The following is a 24,400-nucleotide window of genomic DNA, read 5'->3' as shown; positions in this document are numbered from 1 at the left end:
AGCTCACGAGATGGTCGAACCGCTGACTGTGGGTTTCTCGGCGTTGCCGAGGTAGAAGATCCCTTTGATCGTCTCGAACCCGTCGCTGCGGTTGCGGCGGAGTACCGATCCTTCGATGGTCATCGATCCGGTGCGGTCGTTGCTGACGAAGAACACCGCGCCGCCGCCTTCGTTGGCGTGGTTGTCCTCCACTATGGAGCCGGCGATCCGGACGGTGAACTTGTCACCGTCGGTGTAGATCGCGCCGCCGCTTCCGCCGCCCGGTGTGCCTGCCCGGGCCGGGTTCGCGCCTCGCCCGACGGCTTTGTTCTTTCGCAGAACGCTGTTGAGCACGACGAACGTCACGTGCAAGCCGCTCAGCGCGCCGCCGTTGGCGCAGGTGCCGTCCTCGACGTGCTGCCCACGATGTGCACCGGTGCGCTGCGAGCCTGGTTGACGCGCAGCCCGGCACCACCAAGATCGGGACCGTTGGCCGCGCACCGGTTGTCGTAGAACCGGGAATTGACCACCTTGACCTTGCCGCCACGTACGTACACCGCGCCGCCGCCGTCATCGGTCGCCGAATTGCCGCCGGTGAACGAGAGGTTCTGCAGCACGAGCTGTGGACCGCTCTGGTTGGGCACGTCCATCACGAGAATCTGCCGCTTGCCACCCCCGCTCAACGTGACCCGGCCGCCACCGTCGAGCACGGTCTTGGGGCCTGCCTTGACTTTCGCGGTCTCGGCCATGGTGATGGTCACCGCCGCCGGGCCGCAGGAGAACACGATCACCCCACCTGCCGCGACCGCTGAGACCACGGCCTGTGACGTGCAACTGCCGGGCGTGCCGTCGCCGATGACCCTCGTCGGTTTCGAGGTGTCCTCGGCCTTGGCCTCTGCGGGAACCGTGGCTCGCCCGGCCGGATTGCCGAACTGAGCAGGTGGAGCAGGCGCGACGGACGACGTGGGCGCTGTTGTTGTTGTCGCTGTCGTTGGAGTCGCTGTCGGCGTGGCCGAAACGCTGTTTGTGGCAGGTGGATCGGAGGGCGGCGCCGCGATGCCGACACCGGGCGTAGTCGTCGCGCAGCCGCCGAGCAACGCAAGCGATGCCAAGGCGGCTAACGGACGACGCATGGCGGAGACCCTAACCCGGAACACCCGGCCGAGGAACTGCTGGCGGCCTAGCCTTCGGGGTAGAACACGAACAAAACACACCCGGTCTTGCTCTGCGGGATGTGCCACGAACCCGCGGGCGCGTGGATGAACGACCCGGCCGGGTAGTCGTTGAAGCCGTCGTTGAAGGTGCCACTGACCACGTAGACCTCTTCCGGGCCAGGCTCGTGCACGTCCTTGCCTTCCCAGCACGCACCCGCGTCGATCTCCACGACGTTCGCGCTCGCCCCGTTCGATCCTGTCCAGAGTGGACGCAGCCGGATGCCGGGGGACAGCTCGCGGGCCGGGGCGCCGGTGAGGGTGGCCGTTTCGAATTCCATGTCCGAGAGCTTGGTGCGGTCACCGCGGGCGGACCAGTGTCAGGAAAGACATCATTGGGTACTTTGTTGCCATGCACCGCGTGGTGGCCCTCGCCCAGCCGATCCAGTCGACCTTCGAACTCGCCTGTGCCGCGGAAGTGTTCGGCATCAAGCGGGACTGCCTGCCTCAGTACTACGACTTGCGGATCTGCGCCGAGAAACCCGGGCCGGTCCCGACGACCGCGGGCTACGACATGCTGGTCACCGAGGGACTGTCCGCATTGGACTCCGCGGACACCGTGCTCGTTTCCAGCCGGCGCCCAATTGACGCACCGCTCTCGCCCGCGGTGCTGAAGAAGGTGAAACGGGCGCACAAGCGTGGCTGCCGCGTGGTGTCGATCTGCACGGGAGCGTTCGGCCTGGCGCAGACGGGATTGCTCGACAACCGCCGTGCGACAACGCACTGGGCTCGCACGGACCAACTCCGTGAGCGGTTCCCGAAGGTGCAGGTCGATTCGGACGTGCTCTACATCGACCACGGAGACGTTGCCACCAGTGCCGGTGCGGGCGCCGGTATCGACTTGCTCCTGCATCTGGTTCGCAACGACCTCGGTGCCGCGCATTCCGTGCACATTGCGCGGCACATGGTGTTGCCGCCGCATCGCGAGGGCGGTCAGACGCAGTACGCGGCCGACGTGCCAGCGGCCCAGCCCGACCAGTCGCTCGGCCGTTTGCTCGACTGGGTGTCTGATCGGCTGCACGAACCGCTGAGCGTCGAGGACATGGCCGCGTACCTGCAAGTCTCGGCACGCACGTTGGCCCGGCGCTTCGACGAGCAACTCGGTACGAGCCCTGGTCGCTGGCTGCTGGCCCAACGCATCACCGCGACCAGGGCACTGCTGGAGGAAACGGACTTGCCGGTCGAGGCGATCGCCCGCCGGGTCGGGCTGGCCTCGGCGACCAACCTGCGCAGGCGGTTCGTCGCCGCCGTGCGGACAACCCCCGCCGCCTACCGCCGCACGTTCAAGCCTTGATCGCTACCAGGACGTGGTCGTCACCGACCTGCCAGAGCGGCGCCACGTGCTCGAAGCCCGCGGTTCGCAAGGCGTCGGCCTGGCCCGTGATGCTGAGTGTGTTCTCGTTGTGCGAGCCCGTCTTCGCCTTGCGCTCGATGCGCGCCTGCGCGAGCGCCGACAACTCCGGGGCGCTGTTGACCGCGTCCCACCACGCCCCCCAGTCCTCGTTGTCCTGCACGCCGACGCGGGCGGCGCGGCGGTGCCGGATGACCTCGGCCAGCTTGTCCAGCCGTTCGTCACCCACTTTGATGTGGTCGCCGTTGACGAAGACGCCGCCTGGCGCCATCAGGCCGCTCAGTGTGCGATAGAGCTCCAGCAGTTGGTCGTTGTCCAGCCAGTGCAGCGCCGTGGTCGAGACCGCGGCGTGGATCACCGGCGGGACCTCGGCCAGCCACTCGCGCTTGCTCAGATCGGCGTCAACCCACGTGATACCGGTGTAATGGGCGCGGGCCAGGCCGAGCAGGAGCGGATCGGAGTCGATGCCGATGATCATGGCGTGGGGCAGCCGGTCACGCAGGCGCGCGGCCAGGGACCCCGGCCCGCAGCCGAGGTCGACGATCACGGGCTCGGCCACGCCCTCCACTGCCGTCTCCACGATGTCGCACAGCACCGTGAACCGCTCTTCGCGGTCGGCGACGTACCGCTCTTGCTGCGCGTCCCACCGGCGCAACCAGGCTTCGGCCACGTCATTGGTCACCTGGGTCATGATCCACCCCGTCACTGTCGATACTCTGTTTGGCAGTGACGCTAGAGGACGAAGGGGTGACTGGTCAATTGAACTTTGACAGTCACACAAGCGACGTGGTCGCCGCCGCGGTCGAGGCGGTCAACGTGCTCACGCCCGGCCACGCGCTTGGCCGCGACTACTCCGCCGAAGACCCCGACATCAGCGGGCTGACCAACGGATCGGTTCCCAGCCGAAAGGACGTCGACGAGCTGCGCGGCTACGCGGTGAGGCTGCGAGCGATCTTCGAGGCGGTCGAGGGCGGCCGGATCGACGAAGCCTGCGGGGTGACCAACGCGCTGCTGGCGGACACCCACGCGGTGCCCAGGCTGATCAAGCACGACGGCGAGCCGTGGCACATGCACTTCCACGCGGGCTCGGCGAGCTGGGCACGCGGCTGGGCGGCGTCGATGGCGACGGCGCTGGCGATCGTGCTCGGCAACCCGATGGCAGACCGGCTCGGCGTGTGCACGGCGACCGCGTGTGACCGGGTCTTCGTGGACGTGTCGCGCAACGGCACGAAGCGGTTCTGCTCGACCGCGTGTCAGAACCGGATCAAGGCCGCGGCGTTCCGGGCGAGAAAGCAGGTTTGATCCACATGGCGTGCGGGGTATCTGGTCTGCCGAGTCCATGTGAGGCATAAGGAACGGGATAACACGTGGTCGGTGAGCTGCTTGAGGTCAAACCACTGCGGGATGTGTCGGGTGCGCGGGTGCTGGGCCTTGCCGGGGAAGTCGATCTCAGTACGGCGCCAACCTTGGAGAAGGCCATCCTCGCCGCGCTGACCGAGGTGAACGGCAAGAAGCTGGTCGTGGACATGGCCGAGGTGACGTTCCTGGCCTCAGCCGGGATGTCCGCGCTCATCGCCGGTCGGGAACGAGCCGTGGAGAAAGGCGTCGAGATGGTGATCGCCGCGACGCCGCACGGCGCGGCGTACCGCTCGCTGGAGATAGCGGGCTTGATCGAGGTGCTGTCGGTCCAGCAGGAGGTTGCCCCGCCTGTCTGAACTGTCACTACATAGACGCCTATCGATCTACCACGTCTGATGAGGACCGCCTTGGCGTCGGTGACTCGTTTCGGGCCAGTGGGACCTCGGCGTCACGGGCCTGAGCTCTGCGCATGGCTGCTCTGATGATGGTCGACTGCCTGTGGTTGCCGATTCGGTCGTACAGCTCCGACGCTTGGCGCCATGCGCTGACCGCGTCCGGAGTCTCGCCGCGTGAGAAGGACAGTTCGGCAAGTACTTCCCAGGAGCGGGCTTCGGCCGAGATGTGGTGTGTGCGTTTGCTGACATCGATCGCGCGGCGCGCATAGCTGTAGGCCTGGTCGTGCATCCCGAGCTTGTTGGTGATCTCGGCCAGCGCCTGGCAGACGTGCACACTGATCGCGAGATCGGCGATCGGTGTCGCGTCTACAACGGACAGTGCTTGCCGGCAGTACGTGGCGGCTTGCTGGTGTTCGCCGCGGTCCTGGAAGACCGATCCCATCTCCGCGAGCGCCGTGGCAAGCGCGGATGCGTCCGCTATTCGCTGGGCATGGAACTGCGCTTGGTGCAGGTGAACCAGTGCTTCGTCATGCTGATCGAGAAGACGCAGCACCTGGCCGAGCCTGCAATAGGTCCACGCGGCCGCTTCGTCATCGTTGGTGGCCTGGACGAACCGCAGGCAACGCCGGAACAGCACCACTGCCTCGGGCAGGTTTCCGCAAGCCATTTCCAGCCTGCCAAGTTGATGGAGTGTCGCACCTTGGCCGCGTTGGTGACCCGCCTGCTCGGCGAACCGCAGCGCTGCGGTGAAACAACGACGCGCCTCGGCTTGGTCACCGAGGATCGTGAGCACCATGCCAAGGCTGGTGAGCGATGACGCTTCGCCATCGGCATCGCCTGCCGCAGCAGCAGAGGAAACCGCTACGGTGAGGACCGCCCGGCTGTCCTCGTAGTACCCGTGCCGGTTGAACACTGTGGACACCGTGTCCGCGAGGCGCCAAGTGTGTGAATGGTTTCCTCGTTCGGCTCCATAGGCGATGACGGCAGTGAGCGTCGTGCGCTCCCGATCGAAGAAGGACTTGGCTTCCAGAGGCGTACCAAAGGAAACTGGCGGAAGCTTGTCGCTGGTGCGCAGCTCGGGCACGGTCAACTGCCCGGGGTAAAGGGTCTTGAGAGCCTGGATCGCGGCGGCGAGGTAGTAGTCGATCATTCTCAAGTCAGCCGCGGCTCGTTCGGGTGGTGGCTCGTCCTCCTGGACACAGTCGAGAGCGAATTCGCGCAGCAGGTCGTGGAACTGATAGCGGTCGAAAGTCTTCGGTTGCTCCAGTAGGTGCGCGCCTAGCAGGATGCCAAGGCTCTCTCGTGTTTCGGCCGGCGACCGTCCGTCACAGGCGCATGCCGCTTCAATGCTGATGTCAGGGCCGGGGTGCAGACCGAGCAGCCGAAAAAGCCTGCGCTCAGGTGTGGCAAGCGACCGGTAGGACCAGGCGAAGAAGGTCTTGGTGTTGCTCGCCCCGTCGCCGTCCAGTCCAATGTCTCCGATCAGGTCGCGAGTAGTCAATCGGTCGATGAAGTCGTTGAGCCGAGCGGATTCCCGGTTGGCGATGTGCTGAGCCAGGATCGTGATGGTGAGCGGAAGGCCGCCGCACAACGTCGAGATGTACGTGCCGATGTCTCGATTCACGTCACGGTGGCGGTGCAGCCGCACGGTGAGCAGCTCGCTGCCTTCGCTTGTGCTCATCGGTGGCACGGAGACCTGCCGAGCGCCGGTGACCCTGCTCAATTTGGTGAGCCGTTGGCGGCTGGTGACCACCACGACACAACTGGCCAGCAGTGGCATAAGCCGTTCGACGTGTGCAGTGCTCGCCGCGTTGTCCAAAATGACCAGAGCTCGCCGGTCCGCGAGAAGCTGACTGAGCAGCACCTCTTTTTCCCGTGGCGTCTGGTTCTCGACAGGTGGGTGGCCAAGCGTGATCAGGAAGTCGTCAACTACGGTGCCCGCCGGGATGGCCGGACTGCCGGAAAATCCATGAAGGTCGATATAGAAGTCACCGTCAGGAAAATGCTCGCGGCTTCGGTGCGCCCAATGGATTACCAGAGCCGTTTTGCCGACACCGGCCATCCCGTGCACGATCACCACACCGCTTGTTCGTGATTCTCTGACGGTTGCATCCAACACCGTGAGCAGTGCGGCGCGGCCAACGAAGTTCGCGACGTCGTGCGGGATCTGACGAGGAACGCGATTTTGCTGTGCCGGAATGATGTTGTCTCGCTGGTTGCGCAGCGTTTCATGATGTCTGCGCAGATCGTCGACTGTGACATCGTCAGCTTCATACCGGAGCCTATTGTGGATGCCGAGGTAATAGGCGGTGGCCTCGTCCGGCCGCGACAGTCCGTAGAGCGCCGAGATCCGGAGTTTGGCCAGGTTGACGTCGAGCGAGTGATCGGCTTGCAGGTCGTTGAGCCGGATGAGTGCTTGATCGAACTGTCTCGTGGCCAGCCACGCCTCGAGCAGGACGAGTTGCGCGGGGATCCATTCGTCATGGATGACCCTGGTTCGCCATGCTTCGGCAGGTTCGCTCTGAATGTCCTCGACCGGTGCGCCACGCCAGAGGTCGATCGCCTGTTCGGCGAGTTCGGCCGTCTTGACGGGGTCGTTCCTGCGTGCGTGGTCACGGGCCTGCGTCATGAGAGTTCTGAACTGATGATAGTCGATCAGCGATTTGTCGACCTGGAGACGGTAACCGCCGTTACCGGGTGCCACCGTCGGGCGGGTCGGCAATCGGGCGAGTGACTTTCGCAGTCGCGCGGCGTGCGTGTGCAACGTCGATGCCGGATCCCGTGGCGAAGCGCTTTCGCCCGGCCATGCCCATTCGATCAAGGTGGAAAATGTCACGGTTCTGCCGGGGTGGATGAGAAGTGTCGCCAAAATGGCATGTTCGCGCGGTCGTCCCCAGCTTTCCCGTAGGTCGCCGTCGAGACGAATCGCGGTACGCCCTAAGATCCCGAATAGTATCTCCACCAGCACCACCCCGCTGCTGGGCATCCATGGTCGGCAATTGTCGCGTGGCCGGTCTGATCAATTCAGTGCAATGGACTCGATGAGACGTCCTCGTTATCAGGAGTCGCACGATCGGCCTAGTCATCAGGCTGGTTGTTGGTTCGCTGAAAGCGCGCTGAAGGGTGAACGGTACTACTAGGCCGATGACAGTGCCGGTTGGGCCGGTGCCACAGGTGTTTCTCGGCGGTACGGACCGGCTGCTGCTTGACCGGTGACAGCTCGCTGCGGTGCGCCGACCGCAAGCTGGTACCGATAGCGACTCGGGGGAGGAGCACACTGTGCACAAGATGTGGGTGAAAGGCCCGGTCGGCGCAGACGCGACATATCGGGTGACTCGGCGGGCGTGCCGGAACGTTCTGGTGATGGTGCCGACCATGACCGCGGGCGCGAGATTGATGGACCTGGTGCCGTTGTTGGACGGCGATCACCGCGTGCAGACGGTTTTTACCGTGCCGCACGCCGACGAGGCCTGGCAGTACACAGCTGAGTTCGTCAGTGCTCGCGGCGGCCTGAGTCTGCCGTGGAACCAAGCCCGACAACATACTTGGGACCTGGTACTCGCTGCGAGCCATCGGCACATCGAGCAGGTACGCGGCAAACTGCTGATACTCCCGCATGGCGCGGGAAACCTGATGTCCCGCCGCTACAGCCGGAAGGCGCGTGGCGCGACCAGGCCCACCACAGGCCTCGACGCCGAGCTGCTGGTCTACCGCGGCCGGGTGCTGCCTGCTGTCATCGCGCTTACGCATGAAAGGGAACTACACGCGTTGCGTCGTTCCTGTCCGGAAGCGCTGCCGACTGCGGTGATCGCCGGAGATATCTGCCTCGACCGGATGAGCGCTAGTGCGCCTTATCGCAAGCAGTATCGGGCCGCCTTGGGGATTGGTGACAACGACAGGCTGGTCACGATCAGCTCGACGTGGTCAGCTTCGTCGACTTTCGGCTGTCACCCTGATCTTTACAACCGACTGCTAGGTGAGGGCGGAGTAGTCGCAGCGGCGGTTTTGCACCCGATGATCTGGGCGGTCCATGGAGTGTGGCAGGTGCGGTCGTGGCTCGCGCCGGCCATCGCACGAGGGCTGCGGGTCATCCGGCCGGACGCCGGCTGGCAGGCGACAATGATCGCCAGCGATCACGTGATCGGCGATCACGGCTCGACAACGAGCTACGCTGCGGCGATCGGGCGGACGGTGAGCTTGGCTGCTTACCCCGAACACGACATCCACAAGGGAAGCATCGCCGACCGGCTCGCACGGCATTCGCCGAGGCTGGATATGAGTAAGCCGATAGTTCCGCAACTGCGTGGTGGCGTCGGTCGTCGCAACGACATGGCAAAGGTGATCTCGTCACGTCCCGGCCGCGCCGCCAGCATCCTTCGAACATGCATGTACCGGTTGCTAGGACTCCCCGAACCGTCGTGGCGACCGTCCTTGTGTCCAGTACCGTTGCCAAGCCCTCTCTGGATATGAGGCGGACGATGTACTCCCAAGACGTGACCTTCTGTGGCGGTGCTCGGGTGGTCTATCTGACGGCTGTTGTCCGCACGCTCAGTACAGGGGTTTACGCGGTGGCGTGGTACTCGACAGACGAGAGGATAGGCACCGGTGATGGCCTGTTCGTGGAAGCCGCTGAGGCTTCCGCGCGCTGGTGTGCGGTTGCCGACGTCGTGATCCAATCAGGTCCGGCGGTGGTCCTGTCCGGGTACGAAGTGATATGGGCGTCTGCACGGTCGCGTGGCGAGTGGTACGTGTGTGATGGCGCCAGCTCAACGAGCCTTGTCGCTGAACCGTGCGATCTGTTACCGCGCTTGGCTGGAGTGTATGGCTGGGTTGTGTCTGGGCATCAGTTGGCGAGCTGGCCGTTTGGGATCACTCGTCGATCAGCGCGGTCAGATGGGCCCGCATGACATCAGCGTTGGGGTCGCCGACAGCCGCGTACAGCTCGGCTGCGACCCGATAACTGTCCATTGCGGACTCGGTATCACCCTGTTGTCTGGCGAGGTCGCCGATCTGGGCGAGAATTTCGGCTTGATAGTAGGGTGAACCGAAGTCACGCATGAGAGATAGCGCTTCGTGGAGGCACGGCCGGGCAAGCTCGGGCTTGCCCGCGCGGATGTGTGCCTCCGCGAGCGCCGAAAGCGTTCGAGCGTGCTGCGTCGTGTCGCCGAGGTCTCGCATGGTCGCGCCCGCCGCTATGAGTTCGTGCCGTGCCTCGTCATGGCGGCCGAGCTTGCTGAGGATCTGCCCTATCCGTCTGCGGCACAGTGCGACGCCGCGCCATTGTCCGATTTCCTGCTGCAGTTGCCGCGCTTGATCGTAGTAACGCAGGGCTTCTGACAACTCACCCACTTCCCGTGCGGCCCGCCCGAGTTGTGACGTGGCTGTGGCCATGCCTTGGATGTCCCCTTCCTGCTCGGAGAGCCGCAATGCCAATGTGTTCTCGGCGATCGCCTCGTCATAACGCCGCAGCTTGGCGTACGCGAAGCCCAGCTGTGATCGCATTCGTGCTTCGGCTCTACGGGCTGCGTCGTGCTGCGCCGCAGTGATGCCGAGCTGGTGCAAGCGGATCCAGTCGCGGTAGTGCCGAGTGTGTAAGAAGAAGCCCCACAGGGCTTCGCAGAGCTGCCACACGAGCTCATGCCACGCCCCGTTCGCGGCGATCTCCACGGCGGAGGTGAGGTGCACGCGGTGCGATTCGAGCCAGAGCAAGGCGTTCTGTTCGGAATCGAATCTGTCATCCGTCGCGGTGACGAACCGGTCGCTGACTCTGGGTCGATGGGGGTGGATCGCCAGCTCGGCTGACATGACCTGGTCCAGATACCACTCTATCGCCCGTCGGAGCGTGATCTGCCGCAGATCTGAGCGTTCCGCTTCCTCGGCGTGCTGCCGAGCGTGAACCCTGAGCAGATCGTGGTAAGTGAACCTCCGGTCGTCGATTTCCACGAGGAAGTTGGCTTCCAGTAAGGCGTCCAACGCTGATTCGGCACGCCGCTCACCCCAGCCGAGCATCGCCGCGGCCACGCCGATGCCGAAGTCGGGCCCGGGGTGCCAGGCGCATGAGCGATACGCCAGTGCGGCATCCTCGGACAGGTCCAAATAGGACACGTCGAACACTGCTTCGATCGACGCGGCTCCGGCGAGCGCCATCTCGGCGAGGCGTCGGTTTTCGACCCGCAGATTGGCGGCTTCATTGGCCAACCGCCGCTTGGGACGTGTGGCCAGGCGCGCACCGACAATCGTCAGGGCAAGAGGCAGGCCGCCGCACAGCACCGCAAGCTCGTGCGCCGAATCCGACTCCGCGTCGACACGCTTGTCGCCGGCCATGCGGCGGAGCACGGCAAGAGACTGCGCAACATCGAGTGGATTGACGTCAAGCCACTGCGCGCCATCCAAGGCCAAGCCGGACAACCGGAACCGGCTCGTCACCACGACCACGCTGTGTTCGCCGGCCAGCAGAAGGGGGCGGACCTGGGTCGCGGACTGTGCGTTGTCGAGCAGTACCACCAGCCGTAGATCTGCCGTCACTGATCGGTAGAGGGCTTCCCGTTGCCCGTAGTCGACGGGTATGCGTTTTCCCTCGACCCCCAAAGCCAGGAGAAAGCCTTCCAGCGTGTCGGACGGGGTGACCGGACCCAGCGATCCCCTTCCCAGATCCGCGAACAACAGGCCGTCGACGTAGGTCTCCCGCAATGTGGCAACCCACTGCAACGCCAAGGCTGTCTTGCCGACGCCAGCCGGTCCGCTGAGAACAATCGTCCGGGGTCCGCGCGGCTCCGAGGTGACCCATCGAGCTAAGTCGGCCAGTTCTCGGTCACGTCCCACGAAGTGCGGCGGCGGTGCGGGTATCTGGAAGGGAGTGGGTGTCCGACTCTGGTTCGGCGGCCTGGATCCGCCGTCATCCGTCACAGCCACCTCGCCCCGATCGCGGTGCTTTCGACTCCACTTATGTATAGCTGCCCAGCGCTATCTGTTTCTGGCAGCTAGTCAGTTGGCGCGGTTGAACTGTGGGGATTGGCAATCCGTCCACCGAATCGTGGCGTGTGGAGCCATTTGAGGCAGCGTTCGGCGGACCGATCGTTCGGTTCATCGGTTCATCGGCGCTGTCACTCGAAAGTGAAACTTACACATGTTGAGCGGTGGATCATCTCAACGTGTTGACTCTGCACGCCGGGCGGTGCTTAGATCCCGCAACTGCGAATCACGAATCTGAACTCCGAGATCAAGTGGTTGGCACATTATCTCAATGGTATGACTGAGGAGGGACAACTCCCATTGCCCGACATCGCAAAGGTCGCAGTGGTCGGCGCTCTGCTCGCCGGTGCACTCTTCGTTCCCGCCGCAACCGGGGATGACAGCGGCATTACCGGGAATGTGGACGGCTCTGCCGTGCAGGTGGCGGGTTCGGCAGGGGCCGAGTACTGGCCTTATCACCGGCCCCCGAAGCAGGTCTAGCCGAATCCGGGCCATAGCCAGCGCGGAGCGACACTGGGCGTGAAGGCCAGCAACCGCTGGATGAACTCGGTTCGGTTGATCCCGACCAGAAACGCCAGCTCCTCGACTACTGACTGGCTCAGCCGGGCGATCCCTGAGCCGTCCACGTTCTCCGCGAGGCGATTTCGTGCCCACTTGTGCAGCGGCTTGAGCTCGGCCTGGTTGTCTTCAGCCAGCGCGCGAAGATCGACTTGAAGGTTGTTGACGTATAGATCGATCTTCGCGCGCTGCAAGGCCAGGCCGAGCAGGTCCATCGCCGGAACTCCGAGCGCATTGCAGATCTGCACGAGTCGAACCACGGTGCAGTGCCGGATTCCGTACTCGTAGTTGGCCAGTGCCTGTGAACTGAGGTCGGCGTCCATGCGTTGGACCAGTTCGGTGCGGTTGAGCCCCTGAGCCTCACGAGCTAGCCGGAGTTCTTCGCCAAGTGCGCGAGCGATGGCTTCGTCTGCCATCTCGCCGCCCGCGTGTTCCGCCATCCGGACCTCCTCTGCCGTGCGTCGGGATCCGCGGGATAACCATCGAGTAAACGACCCGACAGCAGGCCTATGACGTGACATCGCGCGTTAGGAATCGTCACGCCACCCGATTGCCTTGCACCTTATCGAGAAGTTCACCCGATCGTGGGCATAAACCGATGGTTGCGTGTCGAAGCTATCGAACCATGGTGCTGTGCCTGCGAAAGACGTCTGGCCGAGGCGAGCAGGTGCTCGTGTCAAGTTGTCGGTTGACGCCAGCGGTTGACGCGCTGGGGCATCACTGTCCACTGTGCACCGGCGACGAGTGCGCGCAGGCCGAGCGTCAGGTGCTCGGTGTGTATTTGATCGCCGGTGGCGAGTGTGCGCCGTGTTGCCAGCGTCCGGAGGGCCGCGCCGAGTGAACCTCGGGTGTGCACGAACGTCGTCGTCCCGGATGTGAACGTGACGACCGCGTCCTGGTCCGGCGAGCACACCGGAAACTCGTTGAAGCACACCGGTTCCGCGAGCTTCTCGGCCGACAGCGCACCACGGGGCACTCCGGGCAGCCAGCGGCCGGATCTGATGTGCCGGACGCCCAACTTGGCGTACGACGGCAATATCACGCCACGGCGTCGCGCCAGGGCGCGCAGCGGGCCCGGTACGCTTGCCGCGTACAAGATCGATTCCGTGGCGGCCCACCGGGGGTTGATCAGGTCGATACGGCGCTGGAACTGTTCGTCGGGATCGACGAACGCCACTGTGCCGCCGGCGGCGACTGTGCCGAGAGCGAGCACGATCGCGTTCACGCCCGGGCGGATCGAGAACAGCATCCGGTCACCGGCCTGGAATCCGTTGCCACGCAGACGTTGCGCCGTCGCAAGGACTCTCGTCAGGAGCTGGCCGTACGTGATGGTCGTCCGGCGCTCGGTGATGGCGGGGGAGGAGCGGTGCGTACGGGCCGCGTTGAGCACGTCCACGAGCAGATCAGCGGCCACGTGGTCAGGCTATGGTCAGCGGCACCCTGGGCGCCTGGGTAGAACTACTCGACTCGTCCGCACTTCGGGGATTCGATAGCGTTGCGTGACTCGTCGAGTACATTGAGCGTGTTGAGCTTGATCAGGATGGTTGGGGGTGAGCCGATGCAACGACCCGAGTCCTGGCTCGCCGCGACGGTGAAGGCGTTGCTGGCCGAGAAGTACGGCGAACGTATCCCGGGCGTACGGAAAATCTCCGCTGATATCGCCGCGGCCAACGACGGCGACACGATCTCGCACGGCCACGTGCACAACATCCTCACCGGCGAGGCGGAAAACCTGACAGACCGGACAAGAGTTCTGCTCGCCCGGTTCTTCGGCAAGCAACCGTCCTTTTTCCACCCGCCGCAGGAAGGCATCGAGCCGACCCCGGATTCGGTGCACGCGCTCGCCGCCCGGTTGGCCACCTTTGACCAGGCGCAGCTCGACGCGATCAGGACGGCTCTGGACATTGCCTCTGGTCAACGGCGATCTGACGATCGTTAGACCGTTTGGGGGCTTTTACGGTGGTTCGAGTGATGCTCGGATGAGTCGGCGTTGTTCCATGACCCATGAGACGGTGCAGGCTATGACGTGGAAACAGGCGCGTGCCGAAGCGGTCGCGCTGGCGGCGGAATTGCCACCACTACCGCGGCCGTGGCGGATCGAGGACCTTTGCACGGCCCTCGCCGCGCAGCGCGGCCGGCCATTGCTGCTGCACGAGCTGGATTTGGCGGCGCTGCCGTTCGGCCTTTGGTATTTCGATGGCGAACGTGACCACATCATTTCCCGCGCGGGTGCGACGGGATACCACCGCGACCACATCGTCCTGCACGAAATTTGTCATATGCTCGCCGACCACAATGCCGCGCCCGCCGCGGCGGACGGGTTGACAGACGTGATCGCTGCCGCGATGGCCAACCCGCACACGAACTCGCAGGAGGAACTCGCCGAGGCGTTCGCCACGGTCGTGCTCAAACAGGCGAGGAAGCGCCCACCGGGTGGCGATTTCGAGCAACGGGCGTCGGCCGTGTTCGGCGCCGCCTGATGTTCGAGGACATCTCCAGATGGGTGATCCTGACCGTCGTCTGGGTCGTCGTGCTCGTCCGTACCCCGGCGATGCTGCGCGATCCACAGCAGCGACCGCTCTGGGTCGTGCTGGTGGTGATCGCGCTCGGTGCCATCCCGATCCAGTCGTGGTTCGCCGTGTGGATCGACGATCTCACCGGCGATCCCAAGTTCCATAACCTGTTCCGTGGCTTGTTCGCGGTCCTCGACGCGGCCGTGACGTGGCGTTTCGTCGTGCACATCGCGGGGCGCAAGGGCACATGGTGGCATTCCGCGGGCGGGCGGTGGTTCCGCGCGGCGACGGCGTGGGCGGTCGCCATCGCGATCACCATTTGTTACTACGTCACCGCTCCCGCGGAACGGTTCCGGCCGTCACCGGACGGCCCGTTCGCGGTCTACAACATCCTGATCTTCCTCTACCTGGGCGTATCGCTGGGCGCCGCGGCGTGGCAGATGTGGCGCCACCTGCCTGGCGTACGTGGCCGCACGTTGCGCGCCGGGCTGGCGCTCGTGGCGATCGGCAACCTGATGGAGGTGCCGTTCGCCGTGATCAGAGTGGGCGAGCGGCTGACGTGGTGGGCCTCGCCGGTGCTGACCGACGTCGCGTTCTACGCCTCCACCGCGCGGTTCATCATGGTGCCGCTGGGGTGCGTGGTGGCCGCGTTCGAGCCGATGCGGACCGCGTTGTTGTACTACTACCGGCGAATCCGGCTCTATTCGTTGTGGCGTTCGCTCAGGGCGGCGACACCGGAAATCGCGCTGGCCGAACCGATGTCCCGATGGCAGGACATCCGCACGATGGACAACGCGTGGGAACGGTTGCACCGGCGAATCATCGAAATCCGGGACAGCGCGTTTTACCTGTACGACACATGGGGCTGGCCCGAACTGGTCGACCAGGCCGCGAACGACGGCCGAAACGACCGCATTGGCGTCACCGCCCGGTGGCTCGAAGTCGCCAAACGGGAAAGCATCGCCGGTTCGGCGAAACGGTACCGGTCGCTTGACAAGGCATTCCTGCCCGCACTGGCCGCCGAAGAGTCCACTGTGCACGAAGAGACGCGATATCTGCTCCGCCTGCACAGTGCGCTCGGATCGCCTGCGGTACAAGCCTTTGCTGATTCACTACGACAGGATTCGGCAACCGGCCATTAGCGTCTAGTTGCTGTCCACCATACTTGACGCACGACTGTGGGCGTCGGTAGGGTCCGATGCGCGACGGCGCAGTTTCGGCTGATGGCCACCCGAGTGAAAAAGCCGGTTACCAAAATCGACTGCGGTGTTTTCGCTCGGAGGCGCGCACTGGGGGTGCCTCCGAGCGTGGGCCGCAACCGCGAAACGGGTGAATTCGCGGTCGCTTTTCGTTGCCGTTGAGCACGGCTCTGCCCGCGCGTAGCGTCACTGGATGTGACCACGACCAGCTTTGACCACGCCGAGGCCGAGGTTCATCGCCTGATCAAGGACTACACCGGCATCCTGCCAAGGCCCAGGCTCGGCCTGCTCACCGAAGCTTCGGCGATGCTCGACGACCAGCTCACCCACGAGTCCCGGCAGGCCAAGGTGCGTGATCTGCATGCGCTGACCGGCCGCCTGGGCGTCCTGCTCGCGTACACCTACCAAGATCTCGGCCGGACCGACGACGGTGCCCGACACGCGCATCTCGCCGGGCAGCACGCCGAGTTGGCGGGTCACGATGAGCTACGGGTGCACGCGAAGACCGTCCACGCCAACATTCTGTTCTGGGACGAGCAGCCAACCGCGGCGCTGAACCTCGTCGAGCCCGAGCTGCCGGCCGCGCCAGCGGCAAGACAGGCCGGTCTGTTGTACAACCAAGCGCGCGCCCTCGCAGCGATCGGCGACCGCGACGGTGCCCTGGAGGCGCTCACGCGAGCGCAGGAGTACGTCGACCGCGCGCCTGTGGACTCCTTGTGGGGCGGGACCTCCTTCGAATGGCGCCCGGCGTCGGGGCTGCTGCTGGCGGCGTCGACACATGTGCGTCTAGGGAATGGAACCGCGGCAGCGGACCTCGCCGAGCAGTGCCTGGTTGCCTATCAGTCGCGGCCGCGCGGCGAGAAGCCCAGCAACGCGGACGTGCGGGCGTTGTTGGAGTTGATCGCTGCCCGGGTACTCACCGAGGACCTTGACGCCGCTGAGGAAGCACTGAGGCCGGTTTGCGCGCTCGAGCCCGAGCGGCGCACCGAGAGGCTTGTCCGGCGAGTCGAGTTCGTAGCGCGCACGGTTGCCGCGTCACGCTTCGCCAAGACACCCGAAGCGCGTGGACTGCTGGAGCAGACTAGGGATTTCACTAGTCAAGCGCTGCGTCATTCGAGGTGAGAGTGAATATAAAAGGGTGTCGCGCTCAACCAGCCTGGGGGTTACCGGGAGCGCGACACTGAGGAAACGGTATCCCTGCGGAGGCGTTCTTGTCCACTCCTCAGCGATCACCTGTCCATCACAGTTTCCGACGGACCCTTCTGACCTGTGCGAAGCGCTGGCAGAAAGTTGCCATCTCACCCCATAGGGGCATCCGGATGAAACGATTCGATGCCCTTCGGGGCAATGCGATCGATTGCCGTCCCGTGGTACGAACGTTAATGGATAGGTTCGGTGCCCAATGTGCCGGGCACGTCCAACTGTGTCCTAAGGGAGTCGATTCAACCGCGTTGCGCGGTTTGGATGACCGAAGCGATGTTCCGCGCCTGCGGGATCTGCACCAGTTGCATCCGCCGGTGTGTCGCACCAGGCCCGCGAAACGCCACCGCCACCGCCTGCGCCAGCATGCTCGGCGAGCCGAAGCTGACGGTCCCCACACTGTCTGCCCGCTGCTGGATCACCACCGGCGCAGGCAGAAGGCTGAGTGGGACCGCGTCGACGCCCTTGCTGCTTTGGGTGAGCACACGCTGGTTGGTGAGTACGTAGGTGACCGCGGTGGATCGCTTGCGGATCAAGAACAGCGCCGCGGGCAGACAGGCCGCCAGCGTGAACGCGGCCGGGGTGGTGATCCCGTAGGCGATCGGGAAGCCGAGGCAGTAGAGCAAGAACAGGCAGGCGACGACGTCGACCCAGTCGATCGGGGCCTGACGCACGGGCCTGCCCGTCCAGAGCACTTCTTCACCGTTGTGCAGGACGCCGACGCCGAGACTCATGCCCCGGACTATCGCACGGCTACTCGACGGCGTGCTTCCACTGTGGAGCAAAGTCCATTGACGTGTGCGGCTTACTGTGCCACCGCTGGAACAGTTTTGCTGACGCGGCTGCGGCCGAACAACAGCGCGGCGATGCCGATCGCGGACAGGATCAGGCTCATCAGGTAGGCCGTGCGATAGCCGATGTCGCTGGCCAGGCCGAGCAGCGGGCCGGCGAGCATGATCCCGACCGTGAGGGTGTTGGTGTACAAAGTGGTCGCGAAACCAGGCCGGTTCGGTGCCAGCGACTGGAAGTACGTGATGCCTACGCCCATCACGGCCGAGATCACGATCGCACTGAGCAGTTGCAGCACCAGGATCTGCCAGACCGCGTCGGTCATCAGCATCAGGCTTTGGTACGCCAGCGCCACCGCCCCGCCGAGCAGGACGATCAGGTGCTGGTCGTATTTGACCGCCAGCGAACCGAACCACAGGATCAGCGGGATCTCCAACGCCGCGCACAGCCCGAGCACGAGCCCGGCGTCGCCAGGGCTGCCGTGCAGGACATCCGTGATGTACAACGGCATCGCGCTCACGCCCAGTCCGGAAGCGCCTTGCAGCAGCACGAACCCGTCGATCGCGAAGATCACCTGCCGGTTGAGCATCCCGCCCCCGGCGTCGTGCGTGACATGACGTTCCAGGCCGAGCTCGGGAAGGCGGGCTGTCACCACCGCCACGATCAGGTAGAACGCGGACGTGGCGATGAACAGCCCGGTGAAGCCGGCCTGGGAGACGATCACACCTGCCAGCGGCGGGCCGCCGACCCAGGCCAGCGAGAGCACAGTGCGAAGGATGCTGACGACGAACGGTGCCTTCGCGGGGTTCGTGCGCTCCATCGACTGCCGCCCGTACGCGAAGGTCTGGGCGAGCAATGAACCTGCGATGGCAAGCAGCGTCACGGATGCCGCGAGCAGCACCCAGTAGTTACGCACCACGATGAACAGCGCGGTCCCGATCGCCCCGGAGATCGCTCCGGTCACCAACAGGTTGCGCCGGATCGCGCGCGCGTCCGACAGCCGTCCGAGCAGAGTGCCGACGATCAGCCCGGCCACCGGCGAGACGAACATGAAGGCACCGAGGGCGGCCGGGCTGGCGTGCACCTCGTTGGTCAGGAACAGCCCCATGAACGGCATCGTCAGCGACATCGCGGTGCCGACGAACAAGCTGACCGACGCCAGGGGGAGCAGGGATCGAAGACGGAGCGGGGCCTGGGTCACGCTCACAGCAGTCACCCGATCATCCCTACCCGTCTGGCGGCGACTGGTCCAAACCTTTTAGCGGTTCAGTCAGCTGAACTCCTTCGCCACCTGCGGAAGGACTTCCGTGCCGAGCAACTCGATGGCATTCATCACAACCGGCTGGGGGACGCCCGACCAATCCATCTGCAGGGCGTACCGTTCCGCGCCGACGAGCTTGCCGACCGTGATCAACCGGTCGGCGATCTCGTTCGGACTGCCGACCAGTAGCGAGTTGGCGTCGCGTGTGTACTGGTCGTAGTGCGCGCGGGTGGGCAACGGCCAGCCTCGCGCCTTCGACCCGTACTTCATCGTCTCCATCCAGTACGGGAAGAACGTCTCCTTGGCGTCCTGGGAGTTCTTGGCGATCAGGCCGATCCCGCCCATCGTGACGTGCAGGTCGTCGGGAGCGTGGTCACCGGCCTCGCCCGCCTGCCGGTAGAGGTCCACCAACGGCTTGAACCGTTCCGGCTGGCCGCCGATCACGGCGTACACCACCGGCAGCCCCAGCAGCCCGGTCCGGATCGACGACTCCGGGTTTCCGCCCGTCCCGACCGAGATCCGCAGCCTGCGGTTGTACGGGCGAGGCAGGACCCGCACGTTCTCCAGCGGCGCCCGGAACTTGCCCGACCACGTGATCGGGTCCTGCCGGTCGAGGTGCAGCAGCAGCGCCAGCTTCTCCTCGAACAGCTCGTCGTAGTCCTCGAGCCGGGCGCCGAACAACGGGAACGACTCGGTGAACGAGCCGCGGCCAGCGAGCAGTTCGGCACGGCCCCGGCTGAGCTGGTCGAGCGTGGTGAACTGCTGGTACACCCGGACCGGGTCCTCGGTGCTCAACACGGTCACCGCGCTAGAGAGCGTGATGTTCCGCGTGACACTCGCGGCCGCCGCCAGCACCGTCCCCGGGTTGGAGATGGCGAAGTTGTCGAGGTGATGCTCGCCGAGTCCGTAGAAGGACAGCCCGAGTTCGTCGGCGAGTTTGATCCGCTCGATGGTCTGCGCCAGCGTGTCGGCGACCGAGACCTGCGCACCGGTGATGGGGTCCGGCGAGCGATCGCCGAAACTGTAGACGCCAAGCTCCATGCCTCGCCCCAACAAGTCAAAATAAGTGACTATTCCCGGTCAGAGGGCCTGCATCGCGATCAGGTGCGCGATCTGCCGGACGTCGGCACCGCCACGGAACTCCAGCCGCACGTTGCCCAGCCCGCTGAACCACAGGTCAAGCTCGGCGTCCAGGTCGAACGTGCCCGCGGTCTCGATCGAGAACGCCTGGATCTTGCTGTACGGCAGGGTGGTGAAGTCCTTCTTCTTGCCCGTCATGCCTTGCACGTTCACCGCGATCAGCCGTTTGGTGGTGAACACGACGAAGTCACGGACCGTTTTGAAGCAGAAGACGATCTGTTCACCGGGGATGATCAGCGGGGCGACTTCCGGTGCGACGCTCTCGGTGCGGGCAGGGGACAGCTTGAACACTGAGTTCTTCTGAAAGTCGATCACTGCACCAAGCTTACGGACTTGTGGAGGTAAGAGAATGACTCGTGTGGTCGGGGGCATTCTCGGCCGTGACGGCAGCTATCGCGACCCGATGTGGGAACTGGACGTGCGGCTGACACCGCTGGAACAACAATTGCTGCGCACATGGGAAGTGCGGCGGCTGCAGTTCATCGCGCACGGCGGCGCGTCGATGCTGACCACACACCAGACCTATTCCAGGCTGGAACATAGCCTCGGCCTGTTCGCGCTGGCAGCGTACTTCGACGCCGATGACCTTCCCGCGCGAGCCGCCGCGCTCCTACACGACATCGGGCACCTGCCGTTCAGTCATACGTTCGAAGGACTGGCCGGGCTTGACCATCACCGCCTAGGCGAGCAACGGATGCTGGGGCTGCGGCCGTTGCTGGCCAGCCATGGGATGGATGTCGACGAGGTCATTGCCATCGAGGCCGGCTCGCGGCCGTCGGTGTTGCGCGGGAAGCGTGGGCTGAAACTCGACCACCTCGAGTCGTTTCTGCGAAGCGGACGCGTGCACGGACGGCTGATGGAACCGCCGCCGCAAACCCTGAAACGGCTTTGGGTCTCCGAAGGTGCCGTGCACACCGATCTGGCCACGGCCACCTATCTCGCCGAACTGGCAACCGGTGAAGCACGGTACTTGTGCTCCTGGGAGGACGCGGTGGCCAACGGTGTGATGCGCGGCCTGGTCGCCCGGCTGCTGTCCGGCGATCTGCTCGACCGGATCCCTTGGATGACCGATGACGAGTTGTGGGCAGTGCTCCTGGCCGATCCGCGAACCTCGGAAGACGCTCAGCGTCTGCGCCGGGACCCGATGGGTTGGGAGGTCACCCTGGATGGCGGCACTGTCGACGACGGGGTCGATGGATACGCCTACCAGGTGGACAAGTTGTACCTGACCACCGCTTGTGTTGACGGCGTACCCATCGAGTTTCCGGCCGCGGAGCTGCCGGCTCTCCCGTGGACATGCCGGATCGTGTGGCGCCCATGACCGCGCTCGAGCCGAGATGGTCTGGTGTGGACACTCGGGCGATTGCGGTGGTGAGGGCGCTGCCAGACCGTTACCCCGCCGCGTTCAGGCGCCGTCCGAGGCCGACGAGTTCGGGCAGTCGGAGCACACGGTCGCCCGCGCCCGGCAGGGGCACGTGCAATTTCGTCGTCCAGCGGTCGGGAATCGCGTCGATGCCGTACGCCGCGCCTGCCAAGCCACCGGTCACGGCCGCGACCGTGTCGGTGTCGCCGCCGAGATCGACTGCGGTGCGCACGGCGTCCTCGAACGTCGATGCCTGCCGCAAAGCCCACACTGCCGAGCCCAGGCACGGCCAGATCGCTCCGTTGAACTCGGTTGCTTTCTCGGGATGCCAGTCCGCGCTCAGGACCATGGCGTACTTGTCGCGGTAGGCCGGTTCAATCTCCGCCAGCGCATCCGGTATCGCGTCGAGTGGGTTGCCGCCGTCCAACGCGGCCCGGATCAAGTCGTGGAAGATGGCCACGCCTTCCCACACGGCCGGGTCACCGTGGGTCAGCCCGGCGATTCTCCTGGCCGCGTCCATTGTGGACGTGCGACCCGATGGGGCGCAGTACACCGCGGAGGTCGCCGCTCGCATCAGGCAACCGTTGCCCGCCGCGCGCATGTTGCCTTCGAAGTGGACCTGCGCCGCTTTGTCCCACGGGTAGCCGTTGGTGAGCACATCTTCGGTCTGTGTCCCGATGTCCTTGGGATCGGCGGCACACCACCGTTGGAAACGCGCGAAGATGTCCGGCAGATCCAGTCCGCCGCACTCGAGCAGGGACTCGCCCACGTGTACGGCCATCTGAGTGTCGTCGGTGGCTTCGCCGGGATCCCAGCCCCCGCCGCCGTGCATCTCGTCCGTGCCGGTCGCGGAGAACGTCCCGGCCGGGCGGAACTCGAATGGTGCTCCCAGCGCATCACCTACCGCAGTTCCCACAATGGCGCCGACGGCGCGGTCGTTCCGGTTCATGATCAGTGACCCTAATGAGCTATTCCGCGCAAGGTTTCGGTGACTGGGCGTAATGGTGTGGGGCTCACTACGCTCGACCGGTGGAGTTCTCCGATCCCCAGGTGATCTTGTTCGTTTCCGATACCGAGCGTGCGGCCAGTTTCTATGGAATCTTCGGCTTCCGTGAAACTTTCCGCTCGCCCCAGGAGGATCCCGTCAAGATTGAGATGGCTTTGGGAGGGTTCACTATTGGCCTGGCGCTGCCACGACTCCTGGCGGAGAGTCACGGCCTGGAGCCTGTGACAGCTGGCCACCGGGCGTGCATCGCTATCTGGACAGACGACGTGGATACCGCATACCGCTTGGCATTGAGCTCTGGGGCAACGGACAACCGCGCTCCGTACGCCTTCGGGGAAGGTCGGTTCAGGATCGCCTTTGTCGAGGACCCCGATGGCTATCCCGTACAACTGGTACAGAAGGCCGGCTGAGCCCGGCACCCGCGCTGGCAGTAGGCGTCTGGGCGAGGCGGACTGCGACACGAACGGCCCTCGACTGTGCGCGTTCATCACTGATCATGTCATGTGGTGCGGTCGTGGTCGAAGTGGAGCAGGACGAGGGCTGCGGCAACGATCCGCCACGGGCAGATGCTGACGTTGCGTAGCGCTTTGAAGGTCATCTTCAGTAGGGCGTTGCCGCGTTCGCCGATCGCGCGCACGCCGTTGTGTGCTTTGTTGAATTGCTGCTGGAGCGCGGTGAGTATGCTGTCTTTCGGCTTCTTGAACGCCACCGTGATGGTGTCGGCTTCGCCTTCGTAGCCCAGATCGCCGAGGCTGCGCAGATCGGCGGCCGCCTCAACAAGGGCGGGCAGGATCTCGGCGTGGGTACGGATCGCGGTGGTGTCGTGCTCGCGGCCGGGCCGCACGTCAGAGGTCCAGATCGGCCAGCCGTCCGGCACCGTGACAACTTGAACGTTGCCGCCGTGGTTGGCGTGCTTGCCCGACCACCAGAGATCCACGCCAGGGGTCGGACCCGGCGTGCTGACCCGGTCGGTCTCGATCAGCATCCCGTCGATGTTCACATGGCTGTGCCCGGCGGCCTTGGCCGCCAGCAGCGCCCCGTGCAGGCTCGGTGAGAGCGTGGCGAGCACGTCGATGCCTTCGTGCAGGTAGTCGTAGCCGGTTGATTTGCTGATGCCGTTGTTCTTCTCGTTGCACCACAACGGATCCGGCGTGTCGCCGACCCCAACCACCACCCACTACCCAGAGCCACAAGCCGTTACGCGGAATGGCTCAATGGGCTTCCGCGAGCACGGCCTCCATGATTTTCGTGGGCAGGGCCGGGTTGGCCGCTGCCGCTTCAGCCACCAGCAGGTCCGGGTCGTCGAGCAGTTCGGTGATCATCTCGGCAGGCAGGTTCGGGTGCCGGGCGGCGTGCCTGCGTGCGGCAGGCATCCGCAGGCAGCGCATCAGCGTGCTGGCTTCGGCGTTCGGGTGCTGGGCGATCTGGGGAGCGGTGGCTTCCGCGCGCTCGAGCAGATCGTGCAGGAACGCCGAGGAACAGTGCGGGTTCTTGGCAGCGACGAGCGCGTGCACGACACGCAGTTCGGGATCGTTGAGCAGCCGCTCGATCACGTCACGAGGCAGTGCTGTGTGCAGCGCGATCAAGGCGCGTACCTGCCATGCCCGGGATGAGGCGAGGAACCGGAGCTCGGTTTTGTTCGCCTCGGCGATGCGGGGCAGCAACACCTGGGGCAACTTCACCGAGGCGGCGATCTCGCACAGCAGTTTCAGCGGCACAGCCGGGTTCCACGCCAGCTCGGGGCGCACAGCCCGGTCCTTCGCGAGCGTCCACAACAGACTTTCCGGTAATGCTGGGTTGCGGGCGAGGTACAGCCGGACCCAGATCCGGTTGTCGCCCATCAACTGTTCGTAGGTCGCCGCTGTCAGGTCGGTTCGGCGGGCCATGGCTTCGCCGGCGGACTCGACGACCGGCGCGTCCGCCAGGTCGGACATGTCGAGTGTCGGCGCACCGAACAGGTCTGGTCCGGTATCCAGTTCGCCGCTGGTCACCGCGACCAGCTTGTCCAGCAGATGCTCTGGCAGATTGGGGTTGTCCGCCAGTCCACAGAGGTGCGCGAGGTATCTGTCCTCGTCGGGCACGGTCGCCTCCGCTCGGTGGATGC

25 protein-coding genes and 1 pseudogene are annotated in these 24,400 nt (G+C 65.0%); 11 read left to right on the top strand and 15 right to left on the bottom strand.

Features of this window, described 5'->3' with window-relative positions; translation table 11 throughout:
* Positions 1 to 3: 3 nt before the first annotated feature.
* Genes B9C43_RS57480 through B9C43_RS09075 form a run of 3 tightly spaced genes read right to left on the bottom strand, consistent with a single transcriptional unit; the run spans position 4 to position 1,471 of the window.
* A complete protein-coding gene (locus tag B9C43_RS57480; RefSeq protein WP_200825467.1) occupies positions 4 to 345 on the bottom strand; it encodes a hypothetical protein in 342 nt (113 codons plus the stop codon).
* 11 nt (positions 346 to 356) lie between these two features.
* Positions 357 to 1,112, bottom strand: coding sequence for a right-handed parallel beta-helix repeat-containing protein (locus B9C43_RS09080; RefSeq protein WP_200825466.1), 756 nt, complete (start codon positions 1,110 to 1,112; stop codon positions 357 to 359).
* Between the two features lie 47 nt (positions 1,113 to 1,159).
* Complete coding sequence (locus B9C43_RS09075; protein ID WP_084425440.1) at positions 1,160 to 1,471, bottom strand: cupin domain-containing protein; 312 nt, start codon at positions 1,469 to 1,471, stop codon at positions 1,160 to 1,162.
* A gap of 71 nt (positions 1,472 to 1,542) precedes the next feature.
* On the opposite strand from B9C43_RS09075, the gene B9C43_RS09070 reads away from it, so the two are divergent.
* Entirely contained in the window at positions 1,543 to 2,484 is a 942-nt protein-coding gene (locus B9C43_RS09070; RefSeq protein WP_084425439.1) for a GlxA family transcriptional regulator, read from the top strand.
* On the opposite strand, the gene B9C43_RS09065 is transcribed toward B9C43_RS09070, so the two are convergent.
* A complete protein-coding gene (locus B9C43_RS09065; RefSeq protein ID WP_235038504.1) occupies positions 2,474 to 3,247 on the bottom strand; it encodes a class I SAM-dependent methyltransferase in 774 nt (257 codons plus the stop codon). The two genes, B9C43_RS09070 and B9C43_RS09065, sit on opposite strands and share 11 nt — an antisense overlap.
* 53 nt (positions 3,248 to 3,300) lie before the next feature.
* Here B9C43_RS09065 and B9C43_RS09060 point away from each other — a divergent pair, with 53 nt between their 5' ends.
* Positions 3,301 to 3,843: a CGNR zinc finger domain-containing protein gene (locus B9C43_RS09060; protein WP_084425678.1), complete on the top strand. Its 543-nt coding sequence runs from the start codon at positions 3,301 to 3,303 to the stop codon at positions 3,841 to 3,843.
* A 65-nt stretch (positions 3,844 to 3,908) separates the two neighbouring features.
* Complete coding sequence (locus tag B9C43_RS09055; protein ID WP_143446193.1) at positions 3,909 to 4,256, top strand: STAS domain-containing protein; 348 nt, start codon at positions 3,909 to 3,911, stop codon at positions 4,254 to 4,256.
* Positions 4,257 to 4,275: 19 nt separating this feature from the next.
* On the opposite strand, the gene B9C43_RS09050 is transcribed toward B9C43_RS09055, so the two are convergent.
* The gene (locus tag B9C43_RS09050; RefSeq protein WP_084425438.1) at positions 4,276 to 7,281 is read right to left on the bottom strand and encodes an AfsR/SARP family transcriptional regulator; all 3,006 of its coding nucleotides are present in this window, start codon (positions 7,279 to 7,281) and stop codon (positions 4,276 to 4,278) included.
* 302 nt (positions 7,282 to 7,583) lie between these two features.
* Between B9C43_RS09050 and B9C43_RS09045 the strand changes: the two genes are divergently transcribed.
* Entirely contained in the window at positions 7,584 to 8,765 is a 1,182-nt protein-coding gene (locus B9C43_RS09045) for a hypothetical protein (protein ID WP_033387211.1), read from the top strand.
* A gap of 399 nt (positions 8,766 to 9,164) precedes the next feature.
* Here B9C43_RS09045 and B9C43_RS09040 read toward each other — a convergent pair whose 3' ends face one another.
* Complete coding sequence (locus tag B9C43_RS09040) at positions 9,165 to 11,117, bottom strand: tetratricopeptide repeat protein (protein ID WP_143446192.1); 1,953 nt, start codon at positions 11,115 to 11,117, stop codon at positions 9,165 to 9,167.
* A 426-nt stretch (positions 11,118 to 11,543) separates the two neighbouring features.
* Between B9C43_RS09040 and B9C43_RS09035 the strand changes: the two genes are divergently transcribed.
* A complete protein-coding gene (locus B9C43_RS09035) occupies positions 11,544 to 11,747 on the top strand; it encodes a hypothetical protein (protein WP_084425436.1) in 204 nt (67 codons plus the stop codon).
* On the opposite strand, the gene B9C43_RS09030 is transcribed toward B9C43_RS09035, so the two are convergent.
* On the bottom strand, positions 11,744 to 12,265 hold the full coding sequence (locus B9C43_RS09030) for a helix-turn-helix domain-containing protein (protein WP_051896501.1): 522 nt from the start codon (positions 12,263 to 12,265) through the stop codon (positions 11,744 to 11,746). The genes B9C43_RS09035 and B9C43_RS09030 overlap by 4 nt on opposite strands.
* Positions 12,266 to 12,501: 236 nt before the next feature.
* On the bottom strand, positions 12,502 to 13,239 hold the full coding sequence (locus B9C43_RS09025; protein WP_084425434.1) for an AMP-binding protein: 738 nt from the start codon (positions 13,237 to 13,239) through the stop codon (positions 12,502 to 12,504).
* A 144-nt stretch (positions 13,240 to 13,383) separates the two neighbouring features.
* On the opposite strand from B9C43_RS09025, the gene B9C43_RS09020 reads away from it, so the two are divergent.
* The 4 genes from B9C43_RS09020 (at position 13,384) to B9C43_RS09005 (ending at position 16,659) form a co-directional block, all read left to right on the top strand.
* Entirely contained in the window at positions 13,384 to 13,764 is a 381-nt protein-coding gene (locus tag B9C43_RS09020) for a hypothetical protein (protein ID WP_143446191.1), read from the top strand.
* A gap of 82 nt (positions 13,765 to 13,846) precedes the next feature.
* On the top strand, positions 13,847 to 14,305 hold the full coding sequence (locus tag B9C43_RS09015; RefSeq protein ID WP_084425432.1) for a hypothetical protein: 459 nt from the start codon (positions 13,847 to 13,849) through the stop codon (positions 14,303 to 14,305).
* Complete coding sequence (locus B9C43_RS09010) at positions 14,305 to 15,480, top strand: MAB_1171c family putative transporter (RefSeq protein ID WP_084425431.1); 1,176 nt, start codon at positions 14,305 to 14,307, stop codon at positions 15,478 to 15,480. The genes B9C43_RS09015 and B9C43_RS09010 overlap by 1 nt, the downstream gene beginning before the upstream one ends.
* A gap of 252 nt (positions 15,481 to 15,732) precedes the next feature.
* Positions 15,733 to 16,659 (top strand): hypothetical protein, encoded by a 927-nt coding sequence (locus tag B9C43_RS09005; protein WP_084425430.1) that lies wholly within the window; start codon positions 15,733 to 15,735, stop codon positions 16,657 to 16,659.
* A gap of 320 nt (positions 16,660 to 16,979) precedes the next feature.
* Here B9C43_RS09005 and B9C43_RS09000 read toward each other — a convergent pair whose 3' ends face one another.
* From B9C43_RS09000 to B9C43_RS08985, 4 genes are all read right to left on the bottom strand, one after another.
* Complete coding sequence (locus tag B9C43_RS09000) at positions 16,980 to 17,471, bottom strand: hypothetical protein (RefSeq protein ID WP_084425429.1); 492 nt, start codon at positions 17,469 to 17,471, stop codon at positions 16,980 to 16,982.
* Between the two features lie 71 nt (positions 17,472 to 17,542).
* A complete protein-coding gene (locus B9C43_RS08995; RefSeq protein ID WP_235038502.1) occupies positions 17,543 to 18,742 on the bottom strand; it encodes a sugar efflux transporter in 1,200 nt (399 codons plus the stop codon).
* A 54-nt stretch (positions 18,743 to 18,796) separates the two neighbouring features.
* Positions 18,797 to 19,828 carry an LLM class flavin-dependent oxidoreductase gene (locus tag B9C43_RS08990; RefSeq protein ID WP_084425428.1) on the bottom strand — a complete coding sequence of 344 codons (1,032 nt, stop codon included), beginning with the start codon at positions 19,826 to 19,828 and terminating at the stop codon, positions 18,797 to 18,799.
* Positions 19,829 to 19,867: 39 nt separating this feature from the next.
* Positions 19,868 to 20,242: a PH domain-containing protein gene (locus B9C43_RS08985; protein WP_084425427.1), complete on the bottom strand. Its 375-nt coding sequence runs from the start codon at positions 20,240 to 20,242 to the stop codon at positions 19,868 to 19,870.
* 34 nt (positions 20,243 to 20,276) lie between these two features.
* Here B9C43_RS08985 and B9C43_RS08980 point away from each other — a divergent pair, with 34 nt between their 5' ends.
* On the top strand, positions 20,277 to 21,248 hold the full coding sequence (locus B9C43_RS08980) for an HD domain-containing protein (RefSeq protein ID WP_084425426.1): 972 nt from the start codon (positions 20,277 to 20,279) through the stop codon (positions 21,246 to 21,248).
* Positions 21,249 to 21,318: 70 nt separating this feature from the next.
* Here the strand turns inward: B9C43_RS08980 and B9C43_RS08975 are convergent, their stop codons facing one another.
* A complete protein-coding gene (locus B9C43_RS08975) occupies positions 21,319 to 22,239 on the bottom strand; it encodes an ADP-ribosylglycohydrolase family protein (RefSeq protein ID WP_084425425.1) in 921 nt (306 codons plus the stop codon).
* An 80-nt stretch (positions 22,240 to 22,319) separates the two neighbouring features.
* On the opposite strand from B9C43_RS08975, the gene B9C43_RS08970 reads away from it, so the two are divergent.
* The gene (locus tag B9C43_RS08970) at positions 22,320 to 22,706 is read left to right on the top strand and encodes a VOC family protein (protein WP_084425424.1); all 387 of its coding nucleotides are present in this window, start codon (positions 22,320 to 22,322) and stop codon (positions 22,704 to 22,706) included.
* 89 nt (positions 22,707 to 22,795) lie between these two features.
* Here the strand turns inward: B9C43_RS08970 and B9C43_RS08965 are convergent.
* Positions 22,796 to 23,419: pseudogene (locus tag B9C43_RS08965) on the bottom strand (transposase family protein); the annotation flags it as partial.
* A gap of 88 nt (positions 23,420 to 23,507) precedes the next feature.
* Positions 23,508 to 24,377, bottom strand: a complete 870-nt coding sequence (locus B9C43_RS08960) for a hypothetical protein (RefSeq protein WP_084425423.1) — start codon at positions 24,375 to 24,377, stop codon at positions 23,508 to 23,510.
* Positions 24,378 to 24,400 lie beyond the last annotated feature (23 nt).

The sequence above is a fragment of the Kibdelosporangium aridum genome (assembly GCF_900176515.1).
GTDB lineage: Bacteria > Actinomycetota > Actinomycetes > Mycobacteriales > Pseudonocardiaceae > Kibdelosporangium > Kibdelosporangium aridum.
Note: the sequence above shows the minus strand (reverse complement) of the source record. Positions and strands in the feature narration are given on the sequence as shown.

Excerpts from the sequence above, each read along its gene's own strand:
- B9C43_RS09080 (WP_200825466.1), bottom strand. The coding sequence starts at position 1,112 with ATGCGTCGTCCGTTAGCCGCCTTGGCATCGCTTGCGTTGCTCGGCGGC.
- B9C43_RS09075 (WP_084425440.1), bottom strand. The coding sequence starts at position 1,471 with ATGGAATTCGAAACGGCCACCCTCACCGGCGCCCCGGCCCGCGAGCTG.
- B9C43_RS09070 (WP_084425439.1), top strand. The coding sequence starts at position 1,543 with ATGCACCGCGTGGTGGCCCTCGCCCAGCCGATCCAGTCGACCTTCGAA.
- B9C43_RS09050 (WP_084425438.1), bottom strand. The coding sequence starts at position 7,281 with ATGCCCAGCAGCGGGGTGGTGCTGGTGGAGATACTATTCGGGATCTTA.
- B9C43_RS09045 (WP_033387211.1), top strand. The coding sequence starts at position 7,584 with ATGTGGGTGAAAGGCCCGGTCGGCGCAGACGCGACATATCGGGTGACT.
- B9C43_RS09035 (WP_084425436.1), top strand. The coding sequence starts at position 11,544 with ATGACTGAGGAGGGACAACTCCCATTGCCCGACATCGCAAAGGTCGCA.
- B9C43_RS09030 (WP_051896501.1), bottom strand. The coding sequence starts at position 12,265 with ATGGCGGAACACGCGGGCGGCGAGATGGCAGACGAAGCCATCGCTCGC.
- B9C43_RS09020 (WP_143446191.1), top strand. The coding sequence starts at position 13,384 with ATGCAACGACCCGAGTCCTGGCTCGCCGCGACGGTGAAGGCGTTGCTG.
- B9C43_RS09015 (WP_084425432.1), top strand. The coding sequence starts at position 13,847 with ATGACGTGGAAACAGGCGCGTGCCGAAGCGGTCGCGCTGGCGGCGGAA.
- B9C43_RS09010 (WP_084425431.1), top strand. The coding sequence starts at position 14,305 with ATGTTCGAGGACATCTCCAGATGGGTGATCCTGACCGTCGTCTGGGTC.
- B9C43_RS09000 (WP_084425429.1), bottom strand. The coding sequence starts at position 17,471 with ATGAGTCTCGGCGTCGGCGTCCTGCACAACGGTGAAGAAGTGCTCTGG.
- B9C43_RS08990 (WP_084425428.1), bottom strand. The coding sequence starts at position 19,828 with ATGGAGCTTGGCGTCTACAGTTTCGGCGATCGCTCGCCGGACCCCATC.
- B9C43_RS08980 (WP_084425426.1), top strand. The coding sequence starts at position 20,277 with ATGACTCGTGTGGTCGGGGGCATTCTCGGCCGTGACGGCAGCTATCGC.
- B9C43_RS08975 (WP_084425425.1), bottom strand. The coding sequence starts at position 22,239 with ATGAACCGGAACGACCGCGCCGTCGGCGCCATTGTGGGAACTGCGGTA.